Source organism: Kribbella steppae (genome assembly GCF_004342025.1).
Lineage (GTDB): Bacteria > Actinomycetota > Actinomycetes > Propionibacteriales > Kribbellaceae > Kribbella > Kribbella steppae.
Map to the genome: position 1 here is coordinate 718,318 of NZ_SLWN01000003.1, position 23,951 is coordinate 742,268.

The following is a 23,951-nucleotide window of genomic DNA, read 5'->3' on the forward strand; positions in this document are numbered from 1 at the left end:
CCGCCGGGCCGGGTTTAGTGTCGATTTGTCCGCAGATCGCGGATTACGTCATTGGACCTCGCCCGGCGGGGGGCGCATCACGAACGAACCGGAACGCGTACGCAGCCGGCTGCTGGTCACCGGCGTCGTTCAGGGCGTCGGTTTCCGTCCGTTCGTCTACGCGCTGGCTCGCGAGCTCGGGCTGTCCGGTCAGGTCGGCAATACCGCCGCCGGGGTGGTCGCCGAGGTCGAGGGATCAGCCGCGGCGGTGACCGCATTCGGGGACCGCGTGCGCACCGACGCACCACCACTGGCCGTGGTGCGGACGGTGACGCCGCAGCCGGTGCCGGCGCTCGGCGGGACCGAGTTCGTCATCCTGGACTCCATCGCCGGACCAGGCCGGACCCTGGTCTCGCCGGACGTCGCGACGTGCGCGGACTGCCTGGCCGAGTTCGCCGACCCGTCCGACCGGCGCTACCGGCATCCGTTCATCAGTTGCACCAACTGCGGCCCGCGGTTCACCATCATCACCGGCCTGCCGTACGACCGGCCGGCCACCACGATGGCCCACTTCCCGCTCTGTCCGGACTGCGCCCGCGAGTACAGCGATCCGGCCGACCGCAGGTTCCACGCCCAGCCGATCGCGTGTCCCGCCTGCGGGCCCCGGCTGAACCTGGTCCAGCCCGGGCACGAGACGGCGTACGACGAGGACGCGCTGGCGACCGCGCACCGGCTGCTCGTCGACGGCGCGATCCTCGCGGTCAAAGGGCTCGGTGGTTTCCACCTCGTCTGCGACGCGGCCGACGAGGCGGTCGTGACCACGTTGCGGAAACGCAAGGACCGGGGCGACAAACCGTTCGCCGTGATGGCCGCCGACCTCGACATGGCCCGGCGGATCGCCGAGGTCGACGCGGCCGAGGAGGAGTTACTGACCGGAATCCGGCACCCGATCGTGCTGCTCCGTCGCCGGGCCGGTGCGGCCGTCGCCGAAGCCGTTGCCCCTGGCAACCCTGATCTCGGCGTGATGTTGCCGTACACACCGCTGCACCAGTTGCTGTTCGACCAGCCCGGACCGTGCGTGCTGGTGATGACGAGCGGCAACCTGTCGGGTGAGCCGATCGTGACCTCCGACCATGCGGCCCGGTCCCGGCTGAGTGGTCTGGCGGACGCGTGGCTCGGCCACGACCGGCCGATCCACGTGCCCTGCGACGACTCCGTCGTACGGATCGTGGACGAGACCGAGCTGCCGGTTCGCCGGTCCCGTGGGTATGCGCCGTTCCCGATCGATCTGCCGAGGCCGGTCCGGCCGGCGCTGGCGGTCGGTGGGGACCTGAAGAACACGTTCTGCGTCGGCGACGGGCAGTACGCGTGGCTGTCGGCGCATGTCGGGGACATGGACGACCTCGCCACGCTGCGCGCCTTCGACGGGGCCGAGCTGCACCTCGAGCAGCTCACTGGGGTCCGGCCCGAGGTGCTGGTGACGGACAAGCATCCGTCGTACCGCTCGCGTCAGTGGGCGGTGCTGAACGCAGCCGGCCGGCCGGTGGTCGGTGTGCAGCACCATCATGCGCATCTCGCCTCCGTCATGGCCGAGCACCGGTACGACGGGGACCGCGTGATCGGCTTCGCCTTCGACGGCACCGGGTACGGCGACGACGGCGCGGTGTGGGGCGGCGAGGTGCTGCTGGCCGGGTACGACGGGTTCGATCGTCATGCGCATCTGAAGTACGTTCAGTTGCCTGGCGGTGACGCGGGGGTGCGGAATCCCTGCCGGATGGCCTTGTCGCACTTGAAGGCCGCCGGGATCGGCTGGGATCCGCGGCTGCCGTCGTACCTGGCCTGCGCAGGTCCGGAGCACGACCTGCTGGTGACGCAGCTCGATCGGGACATCGCGTGTGCGCCGACGTCCAGCATGGGCCGGCTGTTCGACGCGGTCTCGTCGCTCGCCGGGGTGTGTCACCGGGCCGGGTACGAGGCGCAGGCCGCGATCGAGCTGGAGGGGCTGGCCTCGGTGGAGGCAGGTCTCGGTGCGTACGAGTTTGCGATCGAGGGGGAGGAGATCGATCCGGCGCCGGTGCTGGCCGGCGTCGTCCGAGATGTACTGAGCGGAGTGTCGCCGGGCGTGGTGAGCGCCCGCTTCCATCAGGGGTTGGCCGAGCTGATGGTGTCGGTGGCCGAGCGGGTCCGCGACGCCGAAGGCCTGTCCACCGTCGCCCTGTCCGGCGGTGTGTTCGTCAACCGAGTGTTGCTATCAGCAACTACCAGGGCGTTGTCCGCGGCCGGCTTCACCGTGCTGCGGCATCGCCGGGTGCCGCCGACGGATGCCGGTCTCGCACTGGGACAGCTGGCCGTCGCGGCCTCCCAGCGCTAGGACAACAGAGTGGGGAGGAGTGAACAGCATGTGTCTAGCCGTACCGGGAAAGGTCGTGGAGATCCGGGAGGAGGACGGTACCCGGATGGGCCGGGTCGACTTCGGCGGTGTTCTCAAGGACGTCTGCCTGGAGTACCTGCCCGACCTGGAGGTTGGTGAGTACACCATCGTGCACGTCGGCTTCGCGCTGCAGCGGCTGGACGAGGAGTCCGCGATGCAGTCGCTCGCGCTGTACCGCAAGCTCGGCGCGCTGGAGGAGGAGTTCGGCGACCAGTGGGGCCTGGCCGCACGACAGGCCGGCGAGCGTCGCCCACCCGGCACCGAGTGGAACCAGGAGACGGTGGGATGAAGTACCTCGACGAGTTCAGCGATCCGGTCCTGGCCAGGAAGCTGGTCGACCAGATCCACGCGACGGTGACGCAACCGTGGGCGATGATGGAGGTCTGCGGCGGCCAGACGCACACGATCGTGCGGCACGGGATCGACCAGTTGCTGCCCGACGGTGTCGAGATGATCCACGGACCGGGCTGCCCGGTCTGCGTCACGCCCTTGGAAGTGATCGACAAGGCGCTCGAGATCGCCTCCCAACCGGACGTGATCTTCTGCTCCTTCGGCGACATGCTGCGGGTGCCCGGCAGCGGCCGGGACCTGTTCCGGGTCAAGAGCGAGGGCGGTGACGTGCGGGTCGTCTACTCGCCGCTGGACGCGCTCCGGCTGGCAAGTGAGAACCCGGACAAGCAGGTGGTCTTCTTCGGTATCGGCTTCGAGACGACCGCACCGCCGAACGCGATGACCGTCTACCAGGCGAAGAAACTCGGCATCCCGAACTTCAGCCTGCTGGTCTCGCACGTCCGGGTGCCACCGGCGATCGAGGCGATCATGCAGTCGCCGTCCTGCCGGGTGCAGGGCTTCCTCGCCGCCGGCCACGTCTGCAGCGTGATGGGTACGGCGGAATACCCGGAGCTGGCCGACAAGTACGGCGTACCGATCGTGGTCACCGGGTTCGAACCGCTGGACATCCTGGCCGGGATCCTGCGCACGGTCAGCCAGTTGGAGCAGGGCGAGCACGTGGTCGAGAACGCCTACCGCCGTGCGGTCCGGGACGAGGGCAACCCGGCCGCCAAGGCGATGCTCGCCGACGTGTTCGAGACCACCGACCGGGCCTGGCGGGGGATCGGCATGATCCCGCAGAGCGGCTGGCGGCTGTCCGAGCGGTATCGGGAGTACGACGCGGAGTACCGCTTCCAGGTGCGCGACATCGACACCCAGGAGTCGACCGTGTGCCGCAGCGGCGAGGTGTTGCAGGGGCTGATCAAGCCACACGAGTGTTCGGCGTTCGGGACGCTCTGCACACCGCGCAACCCACTCGGCGCGACGATGGTGTCGAGCGAAGGCGCCTGTGCGGCGTACTACCTCTACCGTCGACTGCAGACCCCCGCGCCCGCTGAGGCGGTGGCGACCAGTGGCTGAGCAGGTGACGTTGCCGGATCCGGCGATGCCGGATCCACCGGACTTCGACGGGTGGACCTGTCCGATGCCGCTGCGGGACCACCCGAACGTCGTGATGGGGCACGGCGGTGGCGGTCAGATGTCGGCTGAGCTGATCGAGCATCTCTTCGTGCCGGCGTTCGCCAATCCGGTGCTCGGCGGCCTGACGGACTCGGCGGTGTTCACGCTCGGGGATGCCCGGCTGGCCTTCTCGACCGACTCGTTCGTGGTCCAGCCGCTGTTCTTCCCCGGCGGAAGCATCGGACACCTGGCCGTCAACGGCACGGTCAACGACCTTGCGATGAGCGGCGCCCAAGCGGCGTATCTGTCCTGCGGTTTCATCCTCGAGGAAGGTGTCGAACTGTCCGTCGTCGGCCGGATCGCTGCGGACCTCGGTGGGGCCGCCGAGCTGGCCGGGGTGACGATCGCGACCGGCGACACGAAGGTCGTCGATGCGGGCCACGGCGACGGCGTGTACATCAACACCGCGGGCGTCGGCCTGGTCCCGGCCGGAGTCGACATCCGGCCGCAGCGCGCGGCACCGGGTGACGTCGTCCTGGTCAGCGGTCAGATCGGCGTCCACGGCATCGCGATCATGAGCGTGCGCGAAGGGATTTCGTTCGGCACCGAAGTGGTCAGTGACTGCGCGCCGCTGAACGGTCTGGTCGCGGCGATGCTCGCCGTGACCAACGACCTGCATGTCCTGCGCGATCCGACCCGCGGTGGCGTGGCGACCTCGCTCAACGAGATCGCCAAGGCGGCCGGGGTCGGTATCGAACTGACCGAGAGCGCGCTCCCGGTCCCGGAGGCAGTCGCCAACGCGTGCTCGTTCCTCGGCCTCGATCCGCTGTACGTCGCGAACGAGGGCAAGCTGCTCGCGATCGTGGCCCGGGAGGACGGGGACGCCGTCCTGGCGGGGATGCGGGCCCATCCGCTGGGCGCGGACGCGGCCGTCATCGGTGAGTGTGTGGCGGCCCATCCCGGCATGGTGGTGACGAAGACCGCCTTCGGTGCGACCCGGGTGGTGGACACCCCGATCGGAGAGCAGTTGCCGAGAATCTGCTAGCGGGCCGCGAGCCAGTCGTGCCAGCTGTCCAGTCCGTCGCCGCGGGTCGCGGAGACGGGCAGCATCTCCACGTCCGGTTTGACCTGGTGGATCAGGCCGAGGCAGAGGTCGACGTCGAAGTCGACGTACGGCAGCAGGTCGATCTTGTTCAGCAGGACGAGGTCGGCGGTGCGGAACATGTACGGGTACTTGGCCGGTTTGTCGGCGCCTTCGGTGACCGAGATGATCACCACCCGGGCCGCCTCGCCGAGGTCGAACAGGGCCGGGCAGACCAGGTTGCCGACGTTCTCGACGAAGACCAGCGAGCCGTCCGGCGGGGCGAGCTCGGTCAGGCCGCGGTCCAGCATCTCGGCGTCCAGGTGACAGCCGGCGCCGGTGTTGATCTGGACCACCCTGCTGCCGGTCGCGCGGATCCGCTGGGCGTCGAGCCAGGTTTCCTGATCGCCTTCGATCACCAGCGTCTCGCGGTGGCCGGCCAGGTCGCGGACGGTGCGTTCCAGCAGCGTCGTCTTGCCCGAGCCGGGTGAGCTCATCAGGTTGATCGCGGTCACCGCGTGCTCGGCCAGTCGATGCCGGTTGGCGGCGGCCAGCAGGTCGTTCTTGGCCAGGATGTCCTGTTCGAGCAGCACCGTCCGCGTGCCGGCCTCATGGCCGTGACCGTGACCGTGACCGTGTTCGTGTCCATGACCGTGGCCGTGGCCGTGCTCGTACGGGTGGTCGTGCTCGTGGGCTGTTTCGGGTCCGTCGACCAGCGTTACCCGGGTGGTGCCGTCCTCACCCGAACAACCACAGGTGCTGCACATGTCATCGCACCTCCACCGAGACGATCCTCAGCTCGCGGCCGGACAGGATGTCGAGTTCCGCGCTACCGCAGGCGCACAACATGATCGGATCGTCGAGCGTGAACTCCCGCCGGCACTCCCGACAGTACGCCCGGCCGGACGGCTCGTCGATGTCCAGCCGAGCGCCCTCCAGCCCGGTGCCGCCGGCCACGATCTCGAAGCAGAACCGGATCGAGTCGACGACCACACCGGACAACTTGCCGATCTCCAACCGCACGGCCGCCACCGGTCCGTCGCCGATCTTGTCGGTGATGGCATCGACCACGCTCTCCGTGATGGCGAGCTCGTGCACACCTGTGACGGTAGGCCGGGCCGCCGCGACGCGACAAGGCCGGAAGACACGGGAAAACCTGCACGTCGGCAAAGGCGTGGGTGGATACGCGGTGTGATCGGGTCCGTTCGGCGTCGTTCCGGGCAGAAATCGCGGTTCTCACCGCCTGCCGATTTATATTGGTCACCAATAGTTACCGTTGCTTGCGGCAACCATATGGCGCGGCGGCGAAACTGCCGGTGCGGTCGCTGTCGCCAGGCCGGTAAGGGGTCTTACCCTCCGGATGATCAGTCTGCGGTCCGCGGGGGGACCGCCCACTCCGGAGGGGAAGCATGAGACGACGCCTGTCGCACGGTGCTGCGTTCGTTGCCCTGACCACCTTGATCGTCGCGTCCCTGAGGCCGGCGCCGGTCCAGGCCGCGACCGGAGAGGATCCGCCGCCGACGCAGGGCGCGACCCAGGTCAAGACCGCCGTCGACGCCGTCCTGGCCAAGCTCGACCCCAAGCTGGAGACGAAGGTCAAGAAGGGCGAGACCGCCCCGGTGGCCGTGTTCGCGACCGTCCAGGGTGACACCGCGCAGGCACGTGCGGTCCTCGACAACGCCCGCGTCGCGAAGTCCGGCGACACCGGCATCGTGCTGGGGTCGATCCCCGTCCAGGCGCTGCCGAAGCTGGCCGCCGTACCGGGTGTGGTCTCCATCCAGCCGGTCGAGCTGGGCAAGACCGGCCAGCCGTTGACCGACCCCGATCCCGAGCTGCACCAGCCGCCGACCAAGGCCGAGCAGCAGGCCGCGGTCGCCAAGATCAAGACCGACGAGGTCCCGTACGACGAGGCGCCGCCGCTGCGGACGTCGAACTTCGACAAGCTCCGGCACCAGAACCTGCTGGACGCCAAGTCGCACAACTTCACCGGCGCCTGGAACGCGGGCTTCACCGGTCAGGGCGTGACCGTCGGCGTCCTCGACGGCGGTACCGACTTCGGTCACCCCGACCTGCTGAACACCTGGCAGACCTGGACCGGCCAGACCGGTGCGAAGGCCGGCTGGAACGGCTGGCCGAAGGCCTTCGACCCGTACGGCACCCTGCAGTGGCTGTCCGCACCGGCGCAGATCGACCAGGGCCTGTCCTGGTACACCAAGACCACTGCGGCGACGTGCAGTCGCACGGGTGCTTCGTGTGACGTCGACTTCGCCACGAGGACAGGACCGTCGCGCAACTTCAGCGCACCGGACGGCACGAACCAGCACACGTACGACTTCCCGTCGGCGTGGAGCAAGTCCGGCAAGGTCATGCTCGGCAGCCACCCCGACGACCACCTGCTGCAGCTGTACGGCGAGCGACCCGCATTCCTGGTGACCGACCCGCACACGGCCGGCGTCTACGACACCGTGTACGTCGACCTGGACGACGACCACTCGTTCGCGGACGAGAAGCCGGTCACCAAGACCTCTCCGGCGTCGTACCGGGACATGAACGGCGACGGCTACACCGACCTGTCCGGCGGCCTGCTGTATTACGTCTCCGACGGCAAGACCCCGATCCCGGGGGGTCTGGACGCGTTCGGTGTGAGCGACACGTCGTACGGCTCCGGCCAGCTGCTGGCGTGGACCGGTGACTATGACCCGGCGATCGAGGGCCACGGCACCCTGACCGCGTCGAACATCGTCGGCCAGGCCGTCATCAATGGGAAGGCGCCGACGTTCAAGGACATCCCGGGCGGCAAGTACGCGGGCGCCGTACTCGGTGGTGCTCCGCATGCCAAGCTGGCGCCGTTCGGCGACATCTACCTCGGCTTCGACTTCTCCACCCAGTTCGGGTATCTGCTGTCCACCCGGCAGGGTGTTGACATCACCTCCAACTCCTACGGGCAGTCCGCCGTCGACAACGACGGCTGGGACGCGGCCAGCCAGGAAGCCGACGTCATCCACGACGGCTACAAGACAACCCCGCTGTTCTCCACCGGCAACGGTGCCCCCGGCTTCGGTACGACGGGCTCCGCGGCACCCACCGCCGGGATCGAGGTCGGCGCGTCGACCCAGTTCGGCGGCACCGGCTGGGACTCGATCGTGCGGACCAGCCAGATCACCGACAACGACGTGATGGTCTGGTCCAACCGCGGCTTCGGGGCGAACGCCACCAACGGCGTCGATGTCGTTGCCGACGGCGCCTATGCGCCCGGTGACGCGACCCTGAACACCGTGCTCGACGGCCGGAACGCCTGGGTCAGCTGGGGCGGCACCAGCCGGTCCACCCCGGTCGCGGCCGGCGCGACGGCGCTGGTCTACCAGGCCTACGAGAAGGCGCATGGCGGGCAGCTACCGGCCGGCTTCTACAAGACCGCGAAGGACATCCTGAAGTCGTCCGCGAAGGATCTCGGGTACGACGCCAACGTCCAGGGCTCCGGTTCGATCGACGCCGGCAAGGCAGTGGCGAGTGCGGCCGGCCAGCGTGCTGTCGTGACGCCGTCGCAGTGGCGGGTCGGTGACTACCGCGGTACGGAGTACCCGGTGTTCGCCAATATCATCTCGCCCGGTGCGACCGACTCCCAGAAGTTCACCATCCAGGGTCCAGGCGCCTGGCAGGTCAGCGATCGGCAACTGGTCCGGACCGACAACACCACGTTCTCCTTCAACAGCAAGGATCTGAGCAAAGAGAGTACGTCGAACTTCAACGCACCCGACTACCTGATGGACCTCACCAAACAGGTCAAACAGCATCGCGACGCCGACCTGATGGTGGTCAAACTCGAGTACCCACGGTCGGAGTTCGACGGTGACAACAACCTGACCGAGGACCAGGGCTGGCGGCTGCTCACTTACGACTGGACCGACGTCAACCACGACGGCAAGTTGTGGACGGACACGAACCACAACGGCGTCGTCAACCACACCGACAAGACGACCAGCTCGAATATCGACGGCTTCCTCGACCTGGACTTCGCCAAGTCGGAGATGCAGCAGGGCGAGTACAGCCGGTTCATGTACCACCGGGCCGGCGCTAACGCCCTGCAGTCGTACGTCGCCGACCCGGCCAAGCGGATGGCGGACGGACTGTTCCTCGGCCTGCAGCACTCGGCCAAGAACACCTCCATCCCGGTCACCAACTTCACGATCTCGATCGACTGGTACAAGAACAGCGACTGGAAGTGGGTCAGTACGCCGAAGGTCGCGAAGGGCTCGTTCACCGCGTCGATCAAGGTGCCGAGCAGTACGCCGTACGGGATGTACTCCGGTGCCGTCGTGCTGACCCGGGGTTCGGACTCGATGGTGGTGCCCGTGTCGGTCGCCGTCGCGGCGAAGGCGACGCAGGACGCGAGCGGCAAGATCACCGGGGCGATCACCTTCGGCGGTGACGATGTCGCGAAGGCGCAGAAGAATTACACCTACAACAATGGGTCGGTGTTCGGTGCGAACGACTGGACCTGGCGGGCCGAGTCCGGCGACTGGCGGTTCTTCTACCTCGACGTACCGAAGACACCGGCGGACGGCACGAAGTTCCTGGCCAACACGAGTTGGGAGGACTCGGGTCCGTACACCGATATCGACACGTTGATCATGGGCCGGTCGGTGAACCACTTCCAGCTCGAACCCGACTCCGTGTTCGGGGCGCCGTACACCCTCGACACGGTCGGGAAGAGCCCGAACACCAACGTGCGTGCGGGTGTCTGGCGGTTCGACACGGCGACCGGCGGCCCGGCCGACGTGGTGACGGCGCCGGCACAGGAAGGGCTGCAGGCGGTCGCGTTGCACCAGGTCAGCTGGCAGGGCGACAAGTTCGACACCCCGTTCAAGGTGCAGTTGGGTAGTGCGTCCGTCTCACCGTCGTCCGTCGTACAGACCGCGACCGGCGACACCGGTGGGTTTGACGTCAAGTTCGAGTCGAGTGTGCCGCTGGACGGGCTGAAGGCGGCCGCGTTCGGTCTCAGCCAGCCGAGTACGACGACCGAGGTGGCGCACCAGGACAACCCGGACGACCCGTCGACGGCGAGTGTGAAGCGGAACCTGACGCTGTCGCACGCATCCCGGCTGAGTGTGAGTACGGCGCTCGACAGCAACGATCTGGACCTGTACGTGGTCCGGGACGCCAACAACGACGGCGTCTTCTCCTCGTCCGAGATCGTCGCCTCGTCGGCCGGCGGTACGGCGAACGAATCGGTCGACCTGGTCAACCCGCCGGACGGCAACTACCAGATCTGGGTGCACGGATACTCCGTCGCCGGTACGCCGTCCTTCGCGCTGAACGTGAACGCGGTCCAGGGGAACGACCTGACCGTGAGCGGCCTGCCCACCGGCCCGGTTCCGGCCGGCACCCAGGTCAGCCTGCATGTCGACTACACCAAGGCGATGACGCCCGGCCAGACCTACAACGGCGAGCTGCTCCTCGGCCCGACCACGGCCCCCGCCGCCCTGTCCGTCCCGATCAAGATCACCAGATAGGAGACAACTTTTCCGGCCCAGGCCGTATCAAGCTCTTCGTGAAGACCCTCCGAAAGGACTTTCCGATATGAGCGTGAAACGAGCCGCCGCCGTCGCCGCATCCGCCGTACTGCTGGGAGCGCTGGCAACAGGTCCCGGCGGTACGGCGGTCGCGTCGACGACCGCCGCCTGCGGGATCAACCCCGGCTCCATCACGAGCGGCGGTGACCTCGCTCACACGAGCATCACCGCCTCGACCCCGCCGACCGCCGAGCACAGGACCGGCAGGCACATGTTCACCCCAGGTCTCGCCCGGATCAGCTCGACCTGGACCTACACGGTCCTCAACCCGGTCGGTTACTACGACTCGGCCTACGTCGTGCTGGGTTCGTCGCTGTACTTCGCGCAGTACGGCGAGGGCACAGACAGCCGGCCGATCAACACGGTGAAGCGCATCGGTGGCGGCTGGGACAAGTTCACCGCGTTCGAGGAGTCGTTCTACTGGGGCACCACCAACCGGTCCACCAAGTACGGCCTGCGCAACGACGGGGTGTTGTTCCGCTGGTCGAACGGCTTCTCGAAGGTCAGCTCGTACCCCGGCTTCAGTTCGGTGAAGACGATGACGCTGATCAGCGAGACCGCGACGTACGACACCTTCCTCGCCACCACCCGCGGCGGCGCTCTGTACACGATCCGCATCCCGGTCACGACCCCGATGAAGCCGGTCGTCAAGGTGGTCCGGGCGTCCACCTGGGGCAGCTTCGAGCACCTCGTCGCGGAGAAGCGCGGCGCGCAGAGCACCCTGCTGACCGCGATCGACAAGGACACCGGCTCGGCCTACCTGTACGCCGTGGGGCACGCCAACGGCACCCGCGACGGTGATCAAGGGCCTCGGCAAGGTCCCGGGCACCTACAAGGACCCCGTCTACTACCTCAACACCGCCGAAGGCAACGCGCCGTTGTTCGGCGAGTAGGCCCGCAGAAGGAACGAGCCCCGGCGACCGTTGCGGTCGCCGGGGCTCGTTGTAGGTCGGGTCAGAAGTCTCCGCCGAAGTCGCCCCCGCCGAAGTCCCAGCCGCCGGAGTCGCCGCCGCCGAAGTCTCCGCCGAAGTCGCCACCGCCGTCACCGCCGCCGTCGCCACCACCGTCACCGCCGCCATCGCCGCCGCCTTCGGAGCCGGCCGCGTAGTCGCCGTACCCACCGCCGGCGAACATGCCGCCGAGCATGGTGCCGAGGAACATGCCGGTCATCACACCGCCGAGGGCGCCGAACATGCCCTGCGCGTACGGCGAGTAGGCCGGGCCGGCCTCCCAGTACGGAACTCGCTGCGGGCCGACCATGACCTTGCGGACATCCGGCTCGGCGCCGGCGCGGACCCGCTCGGCGTCGGCCGCGCAGGCCGGCACCTCACGCGGCGCGCCACCCGGCGGCGCCCAGCTCACGTCCTCGACGGACGGGCCGTGCTGCGGGTTGAAGAAACAGGACGGACGGCGCTGCGGCAGCGGCTCGCCGTTCACCCGGGCGCGCACACACGCCGCCGCGTAGCGGCCGTCCTCGAGGATCTCGATCACATGCTTGATCTCCTCGGCCTGGGTGACCTTGCCGACCGCTTCCTTGGCCGACTCGTAGGAGTCCAGGGCGCGCTGGTAGTCCTGCCGGGCCCCGTCACCGAGGTCCTTGCCGACCATGTCCAGATCCAGGTCCTGCAGTTCCTCACCGAACCTGGTGATGTCTTCGTCGGCGGTGCGCTTCACCGACTCGAGCTCAGCGGCGGTGATCTCGTGCTGCTTACGGCTCTGCAGCTGGGTCCGCCGGTACGACCGGTATGCCAGAACAGCGATCACCACGAGCGCGATGATCAGGATGAGTTCCATGACGGGCCTCTTCTGCCTCTAGGGCTGGTTTCGCAGGGCTTTATGCCGAGCCTATCCAATCGCTCAACCGAATGGCGCCACGCAGGGTGACCGTAATCCCCCGAAAGCGATCACTCAGCGCGCATAATCGATTACCGCCGCCCAGCGACCGTCGTACCTCCGCCGGAAGGCAGTGCCATGAGCAAGACCTCCCGACTCGTGACGCTCGCGGTGACGGGTCTCGCCCTCGCCGCTCCGCAGGTCCTGCCGGATCGCCAGTCTGTCCCTCCCACTACACCACAGCCGGCCCCGGTCGAGGCGTCGTACCAGGAACTCGCGCTCGACGGTCCGTCGGTGGCGGCGGAGACGAAACCGTTCACGATGGTCGGGATCACCTGGCCGAGCGGCGTGACGGGGGTTCAGGCGAAGGTCCGGGTCCAGCGCGCCGGGCAATGGAGCGACTGGGAGCCGCTGCGGATCGAGGACGAGCACGGGCCGGATCCGGCAGTTCCCGAAGGAACGGAACGGTCCGGCACGGAGCCGCTGTGGGTCGGCGATGCGACCGGAGTGCAGGCCAGTGCGGTGACTCTTGACGGTACGACGGTCGGCGACGCGAAGGCGGTCCTGATCCAGCCAGGTGTGCTGGCCACGGACGCCGACGAACCGACCGTGCAGAGTGTCGAGCCTGAGGCGACCAGGGCGCCGTACCCGATGCCGGCGATGGTGAGCCGTAAGGCGTGGGGTGCGGACGAACGGCTGCGCAGCCACAACGGCAAGGCTTGTGCACGACCGAAGTACACGACGACCGTGCAGGCCGCCTTCGTCCACCACACCGCCGATCGCAACGACTACACCCGCACGCAGGTCCCGGCGATGGTGCGCGCGATGTACACGTATCACGTGAAGAGCCGCGGCTGGTGCGACCTCGGGTACAACTTCCTGGTCGACCGTTTCGGCCGCGCCTTCGAGGGGCGGTACGGCGGTGCGCAACTGCCCGTGCTCGGCGCGCACACCGGCGCGTTCAACGCGAACTCGTTCGGCGTCGCGCTGATCGGCAACTTCGAGAAGGCGGCGCCGACGCAGGCGATGCTGGAGAAGACGGCCCGGGTGATCGCGTGGAAGATGGACGCGAACTACCGGTCGCCGCTGGCGACGATCGTGTTCGACGGCAGTCGGCTGCACACCGTCTCCGGGCACCGCGACACCAAGGCGACGGCGTGTCCGGGCAACCAGTTGTACAAGAAGCTCGGCTGGCTGAAGCAACGGATCAACGTGCTGATCGGCGGCAGTGTCTCCACTCCGATCTATCGTTTTGCGAAACGCATCGGCTTCCGCAGCGTGGGCCAGCCGTTCTGGGGTGAGCACCGGACGAAGACCGGCTGGGCGACGTACTTCGCCGCTCGCGACGTGTTCTACTCCGTTGCCACTGGCACCCATTCGACCGTCGGTGTGTTCCGGGCGCGGTACCGCCGGCTCAGGCCCGACACCATCCTCGGCCTGCCCACCGGTGAATACCGGAACAGCGCGGGCGGTGTGAAGGTGCAGCCGTTCCGCAACGGCGCGCTCTACTGGTCGAAGTCGATCGGCACCCGTCCGGTGGCCGGCCTGATCTACCGCAAGTACGCCGCTCTGGGCGCGGAGCGATCGCGGCTCGGCCTGCCGATCACGGACATGTACACGGTGAAGGGCGGGCTGCGGCAGAAGTACCAGCGCGGCTGGCTGACCTACAACGAGCATCGCGGCAAGGTCTACGTCCAGTACCGGAGTACGTCATGAAGAAGCGTGCGATCGCGGCCGTCGTCCTCACCTCCACGTTGATCAGCGCGACCGCCGAGGCCCGTCAGATCGAGCCGACCGCCGCGCCGGACACCACCATCAGCGGTCGCGGTTTCGGCCACGGCCGGGGGATGTCGCAGTACGGCGCTCAAGGCGCGGCGATCGCCGGTAAGTCGGTGCGGCAGATCCTCGACTTCTACTACCCCGGTACGTCGATCGGCAAGGCGACCGGGAGCATCCGGGTCCGGATCACCGCGGACACCACCGACGGCATCCGGGTCGGCACGGTGAACCGTCTGAAGCTCCACGACCTGAAGACCGCCAAGGTCTACACGTTGCCCAAGGCATCGACCAGGAACCAGTGGTCGATCGACCCGTACGGCGACCACGGCACCAAGGTGAGCTCGTTCGACGCGAAGACCCGGAAGTGGACGCTGTGGAAGACGTTCACCGGTATGACGCAGTTCGAGGGCGCGGCGGTGACCGGCCTGATCCTGCCCAGTGGAGCGGTACGCCGCTATCGCGGTGCACTCCGGGCCGTCGACGTATCAGGTGCTCATCTGGACACGGTCAACGTCGTGTCGCTGGAGTACTACCTGCGCGGCGTCGTACCGCGGGAAGCCTTGTCCACTTGGCGTCCGGCGGCTCTACAGGCCCAGGCTGTTGCCGCACGCACCTATTCCGTCTTCCACCGGAACCGGGCGACACGGCGCGCGTACGACCTGTGCGACACCATCTCGTGTCAGGTGTACGGCGGCTACGACTCGGAGAAGGCGTCGACCAACACCGCGATCGCAGCCACTGCGGGACAGATCCGGCAGTACAAGGGCAAGCCGATCATCGCCGAGTTCTCCTCGTCGAACGGCGGGGCGACGGCGACCGGGTCGGTGCCGTATCAGGTGATGAAGGCCGACGGTTGGGATGCATACCCCGGCAACGGGAATCCGAACGTGACTTGGACCGTGACGCGAACGGCGGCTGAGATGCAGGCCGCGTTCGACGTCGGGTCGATCCGCAGCCTGCGGGTGCTCAAGCGGAGCGGCGTCGGGCCGAGTGGCGGCCGGGCGTTCACGGTGGAGGCGGTCGGGTCGAAGGGCCGGCGGGTGCTGACCGGTGACCAGCTGCGCGGCCGGCTGCATCTGCGCTCGTCCTGGATCGCGTTCGTACCCAGTCCGCTTGATATGCCAACTGGATCTGATCAAACCGTCGGTCGCTGAGGCATTGACGAGATTCCCCTGTGCCGGTTAGAACGTGACATCGATGTCAACCGCCACCGCCCAGGAGGAGCAAGGTCGATGCGCAGGAAATTTGGTATATCAACCAGGATCGCGGCCGGTGTGCTGTCGGTCGCCGTACTCGGGTCTCTGCACCTGACCGCGGCTGATGCCGTGACCAGCCCGGCGGCCCGTGCCGAAGCGTCGTACGAGGCGCTGAACAAGTACTTCGATGCGGGGCAGAACCTCCTGCTCGAGGAGTACCCGAACACCCACGAGAACCCCTACGCCTACGTCTGGCCGTACTCGCAGGCGGCGATCGCGGCTGAGAACCTGGCCGGTATCCCGGGCGCCGGGATCACGGCGTCGAAGGAGGCCGACCGCCGGATCGCGGCGTACGAGCCGTACTGGAACGCGGGCACGACGCCGAAGGGGTACGACTCGTACGTGCGCCCGCCGCTGGGTCAGGGTGGCGACAAGTTCTACGACGACAACGAGTGGATCGGGCTGCACCTGATCCAGCACTACAAGCGGACCGGTGACCGTGCGGCGCTGGCCCGGGCCAAGGAGATCTTCGACCTGGTGGTGTTCGGCTGGGACACGGATCCGGCACACCCGTGCGCAGGCGGGGTCTACTGGACGCAAGCGCCGTGGAGCCAGGACCGCAACACGGTGTCGAACGGGCCGGGTGCGGAGCTCGGCGCGCATCTGTACCTGCTGACCAAGAACAAGTCGTATCTGACCTGGGCGCAGCGGATGTACGAGTGGACCCAGGACTGCATGCTCGCGCCGAACGGGCTGTACTGGGATCACATCGACCTGGCCGGCACGATCGAGAAGACGCAGTGGAGCTACAACCAGGGTGTGATGCTCGGTGCCGGCGTTTTGTTGTACAAGGCAACGGGTGACCGGCAGTACCTCAACGACGCCAAGTCGGTGGCGAACGCGTCACTCGCCTTCTACGGTGAGGACGACCGGCTGTGGAAGCAGCCGACCCGGTTCAACTCGATCTGGTTCAAGAACCTGCTGATCCTCGACTCGGTCGCCCCCGACCACCGCTACAAGCAGACCATGCAGGCGTACGCCGACCGTGCCTGGAACGAGGCCCGCGACCCGGCGACCGGCCTCTACCACTTCGTCGACGGCCCGGTGCAGCTGCTCGAGCAAGCCGGCATAGCCCAAATCGAGGCCCTCCTAGCCTGGCCCCGCTCCAAGTACGGGCTCCTGGCCTGACCCGGCACCCGCTCATCCCACCCCTGCGGATGGGAAGAGCGGGCCCTACCAACAACACGCCCGGCCGTTCCCACTGGGAGCGGCCGGGCGTGCTTCTGCTCAGGCTGCTGCGGTGGCAGTCTTGATGTTCACCGGAGTGACAGGCGCACCATCGGTGGGCCCGTTCTGGGGGACGACGCCGGCTTCGGCGACCTTGTCGAGCAGCTTCAGGCTGGGCTCGTCGATCGTGCCGAACGCGGTGAAGTCCGGGCCGAGTCCGGACGCGTCGCCGTACACGATGAAGAACTGGCTGCCGTTCGTGTTCGGGCCCGAGTTCGCCATCGCCAGGATGCCGCGGCCGTACTTCAGCGTCGGGTAGACCTCGTCCGCGAAGCTGTACCCGGGTCCGCCACCGCTGGTGCCGGTCGGGTCGCCGCACTGCAGTACCTGCAGGCCCTCGCCGACGGTCAGCCGGTGGCACTTCGTGTTGTCGTAGAACTTCTGCCCGACCAGGCTGAGGAAGTTCTTCACCGTGCACGGTGCCAGCGAGCTGTCCAGGGTCAGCTTGAGATCGCCGATCGAGGTGTTCAGGCTGACCTTCGACGTACCGGACGCCTTGGTCTTGCCGTCGGCCGGCAGGTTCACCTTCTTGCTGGCCGCCTCGGTGCTCTTCTTGTACGTGCAGGTCACCTCGGCAGGCAGCGCGGTCGGCCGCTTCGGCGCCGCCGCGAGCGCGGTCGGGATGCTCTTCGGCTTGCTGTCCGGACCGGCCGACGACGGCAGCTCGGTCGGCGAGGACGCCGGCGATTCGTCACCGTTGTTCCCGACCACCACGAAGACCCCGACCACCACCACGACCACCGCGGCGATCGCGGTGATGCTGATCCCCAGGTTCCGCCGCTGCCGTCGCTGCTCGGCAACCCGCTCGGCCTGCCGTTTCGCCTTCCGCGCCGCCAGCTGCTGCTGATGGGTCTTCTTGGACATGCAGAAACCCTCCTCACCGAAATGCCTGCAGGGAACCTACAGCCTCAACCTGAGAACTGTCTGTTAATCGACGGCTTCTGCCGGCGGTTGCGGGTCCAATTCGACCAGGTTCCAGCGGAGGTAGTCGTCGTCGAGGTAGGGGTGCCAGGCTCGGGGCGACCAGTACGGGGCGGCCGCGTGGCTTCGGCGGCTCCACGGGAGCATCTTTGTGCACGGCTCGGTCACGACGCGCCGGGTGGGGCGATCGAATGGTGCACAAGGTGGTCAGGTGGTGGTCCGGGTGAAGAGGCGGCCGGCTAGGTCTATGCCGGTGATGGTGCCGTCGGCGGCTCGGCTGAGCGTCGCAGGTGTGGTGACGGGCATGGTCTTCTCCTGTTCGGGCCGGACGGGGCGGTGAGCATGCAGTTCGGACTGAAGGTCTACCGACGGTGCTGTTGCTGGTGATCGGAGTTGATGGGAGTGACCGAGATGAGGGTGACGCCGAGGTCTCGGACCTTGGCCAGCAGGCCGTGGAGCTCCGACTGGTCCGTCACGACGCCGCGGAGGGTGGTGGTGCCGTCGCCCTCGAGGGTGAGGGCGAGGCCGTCGAACCAGGTCGACCAGTGCTCGTCGAGGTGTCCCTCGATACGGAGTTCGTAGCCCATGGGGGCATGGGGGCCGGTAGTCATGATCAGGTGCCTGCTGCCGCGGCTCGTGCTCGCCGTGCCCGGCGGACTCCGGGGCGACGGATGGCCCATTCGGCGACGACAGCGTTGACCACCCAAGCGGAGCTGACCGACAGGCCGGTGCTCAGCTCGGTCGTCCCGAAGATGCCCTCGCCGATGCCTTGGGTGAACACCTGGGTGCCGGCCGCCACGGCCAGGGCGTAGGCGCGGATCATCCAGGCGCGGTGGGCGGCGATATCGCGGCGTCGGATGGCGGTGAACCCGAGGACGATGCTGGTTGCGATCGCTGAGCCGGCGACCAGCCGCGCGGTCCACAGCAGGTCACCGCCGGGTGCACCGGGGTAGAACAGGGTCATCCAGAGCCCGGTGCCGGCGACGACCAGGCCGGCTCCGATGAGCACCCGGCCGGCCCGGCGGTGCCAGGCGCGATGCCCGCGGCGTACCCGGGCGGAGAACTGGAATGCGCCGAGGACGGCGTACACCGCGGCGGCGGCGACGTGCAGGACGAGCGGGGCCGGTGAGGCGTCGATGCGCGGGTTGGTGGGCAACACCTGCGGCCCACCGGCGATCTCGAGGAGCCGGAGCGACCCGGCGATGAGCGGGATGATCATGAGCGCCAGCAGTGCGGTTGGGACCCGCCAGCTCGATCCATCCGGGGAGCCCGGCCGGCGCTGCGGCGCCGACCGGGTACGAGGGGCGGCGTACTGGGTCATTCCGCACCCGCTGTCGTCACTGGCCGGCTGCGAACCTCGGCCGGCTGAGGCGTGCTGTCCCTGCGGGCCGTGCGCCAGAGCGAGTAGCCGAGGGCGATCATCGCGATACCGGTCGGGAAGGCCAGCAGCCGGTAGAAGGCGTCCGGCAGCACGGTGAGCAGGATGGAGACGGCGCCACCGGCAGCGAGGAGCACGGTCGCCCAGCGGGTCAGAACGCGGGCCCGGTAGAGCGCGATGCCGAAGATGAGGCCGCCGGCCAGGTAGCCGAAGCCCTGGACCGAATTGACGGTCTGCAGCGCCCCGATGTCACCGATGGCGCTGCCGTTGGTGGCCACGGCGGCGACGTCGTTCACGAAGCCGGGGTTGGTGTCGGCGATGGCGGGCAGTACGAACGCGGCGACGAAGGTGGTGCACATGATGCTGAGGTAGCCGACGCTGAGCACCACATAACCGATCAGTCCGAGCAGTCCGTTCCGGCGGACCTGGCTCAGGTACATGCCGGCGATGCCTACCAGCGCCAGTACGGCCATCAGCACCTTCAGCGAACCCCGCAGTACCACTTCGGTCGTGGTGATCGTGGTGGCGTCCAGGTGGGGGTGGCCGATCTGGACGCCGATGAAGATCAGGCCCGCAGCCACTGCGGCGGCGCCGGCGGCCCGGGTGAGGGTGGTGGGTGTGATGGTCATGTCCGGCTCCTGTTCCGTGGTCCGTGGCGAGTGCCGCGGGATGTTCGGAACGTACGGCGCGATGTGGGGACCGGGCGTCACCAGATGTGGTGACTGACGATGTGACTACGTCCGTACGGCGTGATGCGTGGCCGGCTCGGACAGCTACAGCAGGCCGAGCTCATGGCCGCGGCGGATGGCGGCGGCGCGGGTGTTGACGTCGAGCTTGGTGAAGATGCGCTTGGTGTGGGTGCGCAGGGTATTCAGCGAGACGAAGAGGTGACGGGCGATCTCGGGGCCGGTGAGCTCGCTGTCGAGGAGTCGCAGTACTTCGAGCTCCCGTTCACTGAGTGGGCCGGCCTGAGAACCGTGGTCGGGCGCGGTTGGTGCAGCGCTGGGGGTGGTGTCGAGGAGTCGACGAGCATGCTGGCGCAGTACGTCGTACTCGCCGTCCGGCCGGAAAGCCGCGTCGTGCAGCAGGGCAAGCATCGGGGCGCCTTCGTCCAGGAACAGGCGCGCGTAGCCGTCCGGTTCGGGTGCCGCGGCCAGTGCTTGGTTCAGCTCGGCGAGAGCCTCCAATTGGTGCTCGCGCGCGTGATGGGTGAGGGCTCGCAGCATGCCGATCTCCAGCAGGCTGCCGGCGCGCGTCCCGTTGGCGTCGGCGTGGAGCCGATCCAGCAGCGCCAGCACCTTGCCCGCGTCGTCTGCGCGGGACTCACGGTGGCGGGCGAGCAGGAGCCGCACGAGGGTGAGGTGCTCGTACTCGCGCAGAAACGACGCGTCATCGTCCGAGGTGACATCGTGGCTGTCCGCCCACTCCTCGGCGGCGGTGAGGTCTCCTGCTGCGATGTCCACGCGGGCTCGCATGGCGGCGAGCGGGCGAAGGTCGGGGTAGGAGCCTGGCCGGTACAGGTCCTCGGCCTGGGCGAGCAACTGCTTGGCCATGGCGTGATCACCCGTCGCAACGCGGACCTGCGCCATGGCGACGTACCAGCGGTGCCGGTTCTCGGTGATCGAGCCGTGCTCGCCGAGCACCCTTGCGGTTGCGAGATGTTCCTCTGCGCTGACGAGGTCGTCCAGCTCGCGGTCTCGCTCGGCCAGTCCCACGTGCAGGTCGGCGGTGGCCCGCGGGTACGGCTCGCCTGCCGCGGTCGCCGTCTCGAGGGCCCGCTCGTACAGACGGCGGGCCCGGTGGAGGCGACCCGCGCTGATCCACATGTCGCCGAGCACCACGGTGCTGTCCAGCTCGTCGACCAAGTTCCCCGCCGCGTGCAGGCTGCGAACCGCCTCCGAGAACGTCGACAAGGCCTCCTGGACGTCACCGCTCGCCCACGCAGCCAGACCGAGGAACCCGCCCGCGGCCCCTCGCACGAAGTGGTCGTCGGCGCCGGCGAGATCCAGCGCGCGCCGGGCATGGCGCACGACGGCTGGGATGTCGCCGCGCGCTTGCGCCAGCGCCGCGCGGTAGACCCACAAGGTCGCTGGTGCAGTGCGCAGGTCCTCGGTGTCAGCCCACGTTGCAGCGAGCGCCTTGTCATGAGCACCGGCAGCCATGGCCGCCTCGGCATCATCGAGCCGCCGCTCCATCCCGTCCAGGTCGCCGGCCAGCATCAGCGACCATCCGGACAGGATGTTGAGGACCGGGCTCCGCCTCACCACGGTGTCTGGCAGCGACCGCGTCCAACCCAGCATCACGCTGTCTTGCCGAGTACGGCGCATGTCCGGCAACGCCTCTTCCATCAGATAAGCGGCGCGGTCGTAGTCACCTGCGGCGAGTGAATGTCGTACGGCGTCCGCGACGAGCTGGTGCGATGCGTGCCAATCGCTTGCCGCCTGATGCAGGGCCGGGACCTGCTCTGGGTACTCGGCCATCAGACGAGCGCGAAGGACATCGCCGAACAGGTGGTGGTACCGGTACCAGGAACGCTCAGCGTCCAGCGGGACCAAGAACACGTTGCCGCGGTCCAGCTCCGCCAGCACCTGGCCGCCGTACGACCCGCCGGTGACTGCGTCGCACAAGGGACCGGTCAGCCGGTAGAGGATTGCGGTCCGCAGCAGAAAGTCCCGCACTTCCGCACCTTGGCGGGCAAGGACCTCGTCCACCAAGTAGTCGATGACGAAGCGGTTGCTGCCCGCGAAGGCCCCGATGAACTCGGCAACGTCGCCGCGGTCCGAAACATCGCGCAGCGAGAGCGCCGCCAACTGGAGACCGGCGATCCAGCCCTCGGTCCGTTCCTCCAGCGCCTGCACGTCGCCCTCGGTGAGGTGCAGGCCCATCATCTCGTTGAGGAACTCCATCGCCTCGGCCGGCGCGAAGCGCAGATCCGCGGCCCGGACCTCCGTCAATTGCCCGCGACTCCGCAGCCGTGAGAGCGGTAGCGGCGGATCCGAGCGCGTCGCCACCAGTAGGTGCAGCTGATCCGGCCCGTGGTCGAGCAGGAAGGTCATCGCCTCGTGCACCTCAGGCGCTTCGATCACGTGGTAGTCGTCGAGCACGAGCAGCCAATCGGGGCCGGGCCTCTGCTGCCCGGCGCGGACGAGTTCGTTGACGAGCGTGGTCAGTGCAGCGGACGTGGGCGCGGCCTCCAGCGCGGCTGGATCCAGGTCGAGACCGGCACCGGCCAGCGCTGCCCACAGGTGTGCCAAGAAACGCGGCAGCGCGTTGTCGCCTTCGTCGAGAGACAGCCATCCCACTCGCTCTTGGCTCGCCGCCCAGTCGCTGAGGAGCGTGGTCTTGCCGAAGCCGGCCGGCGCGGAGACGAGGGTGAGCCGGTGACCGCGGCTCAGGGTGCTGTCCAACCGGTCGGCAAGTCGTGGGCGCGCGACCAGTTCGGACCGCCTGGCCGGCGGGAACAACTTGGTGGCGAGCACCGGAGTCGACACGTACGGATCATAGGTCCCCAGTCGGTTGACGCCCATGCGCTGGCTGAACTTAGTTCAACTAAGCTGTCGGGTATGCCGAGGGATACGTTGACTGCCGAGCAGATCGTCAGTGCCGCCATCACCCTGCTGGACGAGGAAGGCCTGGACGGGCTGAATATGCGGGCCTTGGGCAACAGACTCGAGTCCGCCGCGACGGCGATCTACTGGCATATCAAGACCAAGGACGAGTTGGTCCGGCTCGCGGGGGACGCGATCTGGACGGAGATCGAGCTACCGGATCTCGACGGCACCGAGTGGCGGGACGCCGCGACAGCGATGGCCACCGGATTGCACGAGATGCTGACGCGGCATCCGTGGTTCGGTCAGGCGTTGGGGAGTCACCTGATGTACGGGCCGGGCAAGGCGCAGTACGACGACCGCAGCCTGGAACTCTACGAGCAGGCCGGATTCGCTCCCGCGGATGCGGATCGGGCCGCCGCCACAGTGTTCATCTACGTCGCCGGAAGCACCCTCGGGTCGGCCGCGCAGGTCTCGCTGAGCCGGCGGTTGAGCCGCTCCGGACGCGACGCCGACCAGGTACTGGACGACACCATGACTAAGGCGAAGGAGGTAGCGATGGACTACCCGAACCTCCGCAAACGCCTGGCCACCACCGCCGCGGAGGAGTACGGCGCCGCCCCCGACAGCACCTTCGACTTCGGCCTCCAAACCATCCTCGACGGCCTCCAATCCCGCCTCACCCCACCCCGCTGACCCACCGGCGGATAACCCCCAATCTCAGGGGTTAACCCCCGAGGTTGGGGGTTGTCCACTCTGTATGCGAGGGGGCAACCCACCATTTGGGGGGTTAACCCCTCAAATGCGCACCAACAGCTGGCCGCTGAAGCTGACCAACGCCCGCCGCCCGAAGCCGCAATTCAGCCGCCACCGGCGGCGGCGAACACCCGCCACCGAGCGCAGCTAGACACCCGCCGCCGAAGCGGCTGAGCATCGCCGCATCCCACTGACCGACCGGCGAGCCCGCGATTTCAGGGGTTAACCCCCGAGGTTGTGGGTTGCCCCCCGAGATTCTCAGTAGGCAACCCACAACCCGAGGGGTTAACCGGCTCTCCTGACGCATGTGTGGGTGATTTGAGCGCGCCTTGAGTGGCGCACGCCGTTCCCTGTCTAGGTTTCTGAGCTGTCGAGGAACAGGAACCTGGTGGTCAGGAGAACGGCGTGCGTGCGGACAGCTTATGGCGTGCGGTTTTGGGGGTCGAGCAGACGGTCGTCGAGGACGTCTGGTTCGACGAGGACGAGCTAGTTGTGGTGGTGTCCGTGCGGCCGGTGGCCCGGCAGCGGGGGCGGTGTGGGCGGTGCCGGCGTCACTGCTCGGGGTATGACCAGGGCCGTGGCGGGCGGCGGCGGTGGCGGGGGCTGGATCTGGGCACGGTGCGGGTGTTTGTGGAGGCCGATTCGGTGCGGGTGACCTGCCCCGACCACGGGGTGGTGGTCGCTCATGTCCCGTGGGCCCGGCACGACGCGGGGCATACCCGCATGTTCGATGACCAGGT

At 68.1% G+C, this 23,951-nt stretch carries 18 protein-coding genes; 10 read left to right on the forward strand and 8 right to left on the reverse strand.

Going from position 1 to position 23,951, the window contains the following annotated elements; all coding sequences use genetic code 11:
* Nucleotides 1–25: 25 nt before the first annotated feature.
* From hypF to hypE, 4 genes are read left to right on the forward strand one after another with little or no spacing between them, the layout of a single operon-like run.
* On the forward strand, nucleotides 26–2,350 hold the full coding sequence (hypF, locus tag EV652_RS12045) for a carbamoyltransferase HypF (RefSeq protein ID WP_199238127.1): 2,325 nt from the start codon (nucleotides 26–28) through the stop codon (nucleotides 2,348–2,350).
* A 28-nt stretch (nucleotides 2,351–2,378) separates the two neighbouring features.
* On the forward strand, nucleotides 2,379–2,699 hold the full coding sequence (locus tag EV652_RS12050; RefSeq protein WP_132209124.1) for a HypC/HybG/HupF family hydrogenase formation chaperone: 321 nt from the start codon (nucleotides 2,379–2,381) through the stop codon (nucleotides 2,697–2,699).
* On the forward strand, nucleotides 2,696–3,820 hold the full coding sequence (hypD, locus tag EV652_RS12055; protein WP_132209125.1) for a hydrogenase formation protein HypD: 1,125 nt from the start codon (nucleotides 2,696–2,698) through the stop codon (nucleotides 3,818–3,820). Before EV652_RS12050 ends, hypD begins: the two co-directional genes overlap by 4 nt.
* Entirely contained in the window at nucleotides 3,813–4,904 is a 1,092-nt protein-coding gene (gene hypE, locus EV652_RS12060; RefSeq protein WP_305000202.1) for a hydrogenase expression/formation protein HypE, read from the forward strand. Before hypD ends, hypE begins: the two co-directional genes overlap by 8 nt.
* On the opposite strand, the gene hypB is transcribed toward hypE, so the two are convergent.
* Complete coding sequence (gene hypB, locus EV652_RS12065; protein WP_132209126.1) at nucleotides 4,901–5,707, reverse strand: hydrogenase nickel incorporation protein HypB; 807 nt, start codon at nucleotides 5,705–5,707, stop codon at nucleotides 4,901–4,903. The two genes, hypE and hypB, sit on opposite strands and share 4 nt — an antisense overlap.
* Nucleotide 5,708: 1 nt before the next feature.
* Nucleotides 5,709–6,038, reverse strand: a complete 330-nt coding sequence (locus EV652_RS12070) for a hydrogenase maturation nickel metallochaperone HypA/HybF (protein ID WP_132209127.1) — start codon at nucleotides 6,036–6,038, stop codon at nucleotides 5,709–5,711.
* Between the two features lie 311 nt (nucleotides 6,039–6,349).
* On the opposite strand from EV652_RS12070, the gene EV652_RS12075 reads away from it, so the two are divergent.
* Nucleotides 6,350–10,453 carry a S8 family serine peptidase gene (locus tag EV652_RS12075; protein ID WP_132209128.1) on the forward strand — a complete coding sequence of 1,368 codons (4,104 nt, stop codon included), beginning with the start codon at nucleotides 6,350–6,352 and terminating at the stop codon, nucleotides 10,451–10,453.
* A 1,014-nt stretch (nucleotides 10,454–11,467) separates the two neighbouring features.
* On the opposite strand, the gene EV652_RS12085 is transcribed toward EV652_RS12075, so the two are convergent.
* Complete coding sequence (locus EV652_RS12085) at nucleotides 11,468–12,307, reverse strand: hypothetical protein (protein ID WP_132209129.1); 840 nt, start codon at nucleotides 12,305–12,307, stop codon at nucleotides 11,468–11,470.
* Between the two features lie 177 nt (nucleotides 12,308–12,484).
* Here EV652_RS12085 and EV652_RS12090 point away from each other — a divergent pair, with 177 nt between their 5' ends.
* The 3 genes from EV652_RS12090 (at nucleotide 12,485) to EV652_RS12100 (ending at nucleotide 16,509) form a co-directional block, all read left to right on the forward strand.
* A complete protein-coding gene (locus EV652_RS12090) occupies nucleotides 12,485–14,062 on the forward strand; it encodes an N-acetylmuramoyl-L-alanine amidase (protein ID WP_132209130.1) in 1,578 nt (525 codons plus the stop codon).
* A complete protein-coding gene (locus tag EV652_RS12095) occupies nucleotides 14,059–15,279 on the forward strand; it encodes a SpoIID/LytB domain-containing protein (protein ID WP_132209131.1) in 1,221 nt (406 codons plus the stop codon). Before EV652_RS12090 ends, EV652_RS12095 begins: the two co-directional genes overlap by 4 nt.
* 78 nt (nucleotides 15,280–15,357) lie before the next feature.
* Nucleotides 15,358–16,509, forward strand: coding sequence for a glycoside hydrolase family 76 protein (locus EV652_RS12100; protein WP_132209132.1), 1,152 nt, complete (start codon nucleotides 15,358–15,360; stop codon nucleotides 16,507–16,509).
* Nucleotides 16,510–16,608: 99 nt separating this feature from the next.
* Here EV652_RS12100 and EV652_RS12105 read toward each other — a convergent pair whose 3' ends face one another.
* The 5 genes from EV652_RS12105 to EV652_RS12125 all read right to left on the reverse strand — a co-directional run bounded on the left by EV652_RS12105 (nucleotide 16,609) and on the right by EV652_RS12125 (nucleotide 22,398).
* Nucleotides 16,609–17,472, reverse strand: coding sequence for a peptidylprolyl isomerase (locus EV652_RS12105; protein WP_132209133.1), 864 nt, complete (start codon nucleotides 17,470–17,472; stop codon nucleotides 16,609–16,611).
* A 419-nt stretch (nucleotides 17,473–17,891) separates the two neighbouring features.
* Entirely contained in the window at nucleotides 17,892–18,116 is a 225-nt protein-coding gene (locus EV652_RS12110) for a DUF8691 family protein (protein ID WP_132209134.1), read from the reverse strand.
* A gap of 26 nt (nucleotides 18,117–18,142) precedes the next feature.
* On the reverse strand, nucleotides 18,143–18,850 hold the full coding sequence (locus EV652_RS12115) for a DUF2306 domain-containing protein (RefSeq protein ID WP_132209135.1): 708 nt from the start codon (nucleotides 18,848–18,850) through the stop codon (nucleotides 18,143–18,145).
* Nucleotides 18,847–19,536, reverse strand: a complete 690-nt coding sequence (locus tag EV652_RS12120; protein ID WP_132209136.1) for a hypothetical protein — start codon at nucleotides 19,534–19,536, stop codon at nucleotides 18,847–18,849. The genes EV652_RS12115 and EV652_RS12120 overlap by 4 nt, the downstream gene beginning before the upstream one ends.
* A 144-nt stretch (nucleotides 19,537–19,680) precedes the next feature.
* Nucleotides 19,681–22,398 carry a winged helix-turn-helix domain-containing protein gene (locus EV652_RS12125; RefSeq protein WP_132209137.1) on the reverse strand — a complete coding sequence of 906 codons (2,718 nt, stop codon included), beginning with the start codon at nucleotides 22,396–22,398 and terminating at the stop codon, nucleotides 19,681–19,683.
* Nucleotides 22,399–22,470: 72 nt separating this feature from the next.
* Here EV652_RS12125 and EV652_RS12130 point away from each other — a divergent pair, with 72 nt between their 5' ends.
* Nucleotides 22,471–23,151 carry a TetR/AcrR family transcriptional regulator gene (locus EV652_RS12130; RefSeq protein ID WP_132209138.1) on the forward strand — a complete coding sequence of 227 codons (681 nt, stop codon included), beginning with the start codon at nucleotides 22,471–22,473 and terminating at the stop codon, nucleotides 23,149–23,151.
* A gap of 465 nt (nucleotides 23,152–23,616) precedes the next feature.
* Nucleotides 23,617–23,951: transposase family protein (locus tag EV652_RS45000; RefSeq protein ID WP_242001703.1), on the forward strand; the 335-nt coding region annotated here is incomplete at its 3' end.

Excerpts from the sequence above, each read along its gene's own strand:
- EV652_RS12050 (WP_132209124.1), top strand. The coding sequence starts at position 2,379 with ATGTGTCTAGCCGTACCGGGAAAGGTCGTGGAGATCCGGGAGGAGGAC.
- hypD (WP_132209125.1), top strand. The coding sequence starts at position 2,696 with ATGAAGTACCTCGACGAGTTCAGCGATCCGGTCCTGGCCAGGAAGCTG.
- hypB (WP_132209126.1), bottom strand. The coding sequence starts at position 5,707 with ATGTGCAGCACCTGTGGTTGTTCGGGTGAGGACGGCACCACCCGGGTA.
- EV652_RS12075 (WP_132209128.1), top strand. The coding sequence starts at position 6,350 with ATGAGACGACGCCTGTCGCACGGTGCTGCGTTCGTTGCCCTGACCACC.
- EV652_RS12085 (WP_132209129.1), bottom strand. The coding sequence starts at position 12,307 with ATGGAACTCATCCTGATCATCGCGCTCGTGGTGATCGCTGTTCTGGCA.
- EV652_RS12090 (WP_132209130.1), top strand. The coding sequence starts at position 12,485 with ATGAGCAAGACCTCCCGACTCGTGACGCTCGCGGTGACGGGTCTCGCC.
- EV652_RS12095 (WP_132209131.1), top strand. The coding sequence starts at position 14,059 with ATGAAGAAGCGTGCGATCGCGGCCGTCGTCCTCACCTCCACGTTGATC.
- EV652_RS12100 (WP_132209132.1), top strand. The coding sequence starts at position 15,358 with ATGCGCAGGAAATTTGGTATATCAACCAGGATCGCGGCCGGTGTGCTG.
- EV652_RS12105 (WP_132209133.1), bottom strand. The coding sequence starts at position 17,472 with ATGTCCAAGAAGACCCATCAGCAGCAGCTGGCGGCGCGGAAGGCGAAA.
- EV652_RS12110 (WP_132209134.1), bottom strand. The coding sequence starts at position 18,116 with ATGGGCTACGAACTCCGTATCGAGGGACACCTCGACGAGCACTGGTCG.
- EV652_RS12115 (WP_132209135.1), bottom strand. The coding sequence starts at position 18,850 with ATGACCCAGTACGCCGCCCCTCGTACCCGGTCGGCGCCGCAGCGCCGG.
- EV652_RS12120 (WP_132209136.1), bottom strand. The coding sequence starts at position 19,536 with ATGACCATCACACCCACCACCCTCACCCGGGCCGCCGGCGCCGCCGCA.
- EV652_RS12130 (WP_132209138.1), top strand. The coding sequence starts at position 22,471 with ATGCCGAGGGATACGTTGACTGCCGAGCAGATCGTCAGTGCCGCCATC.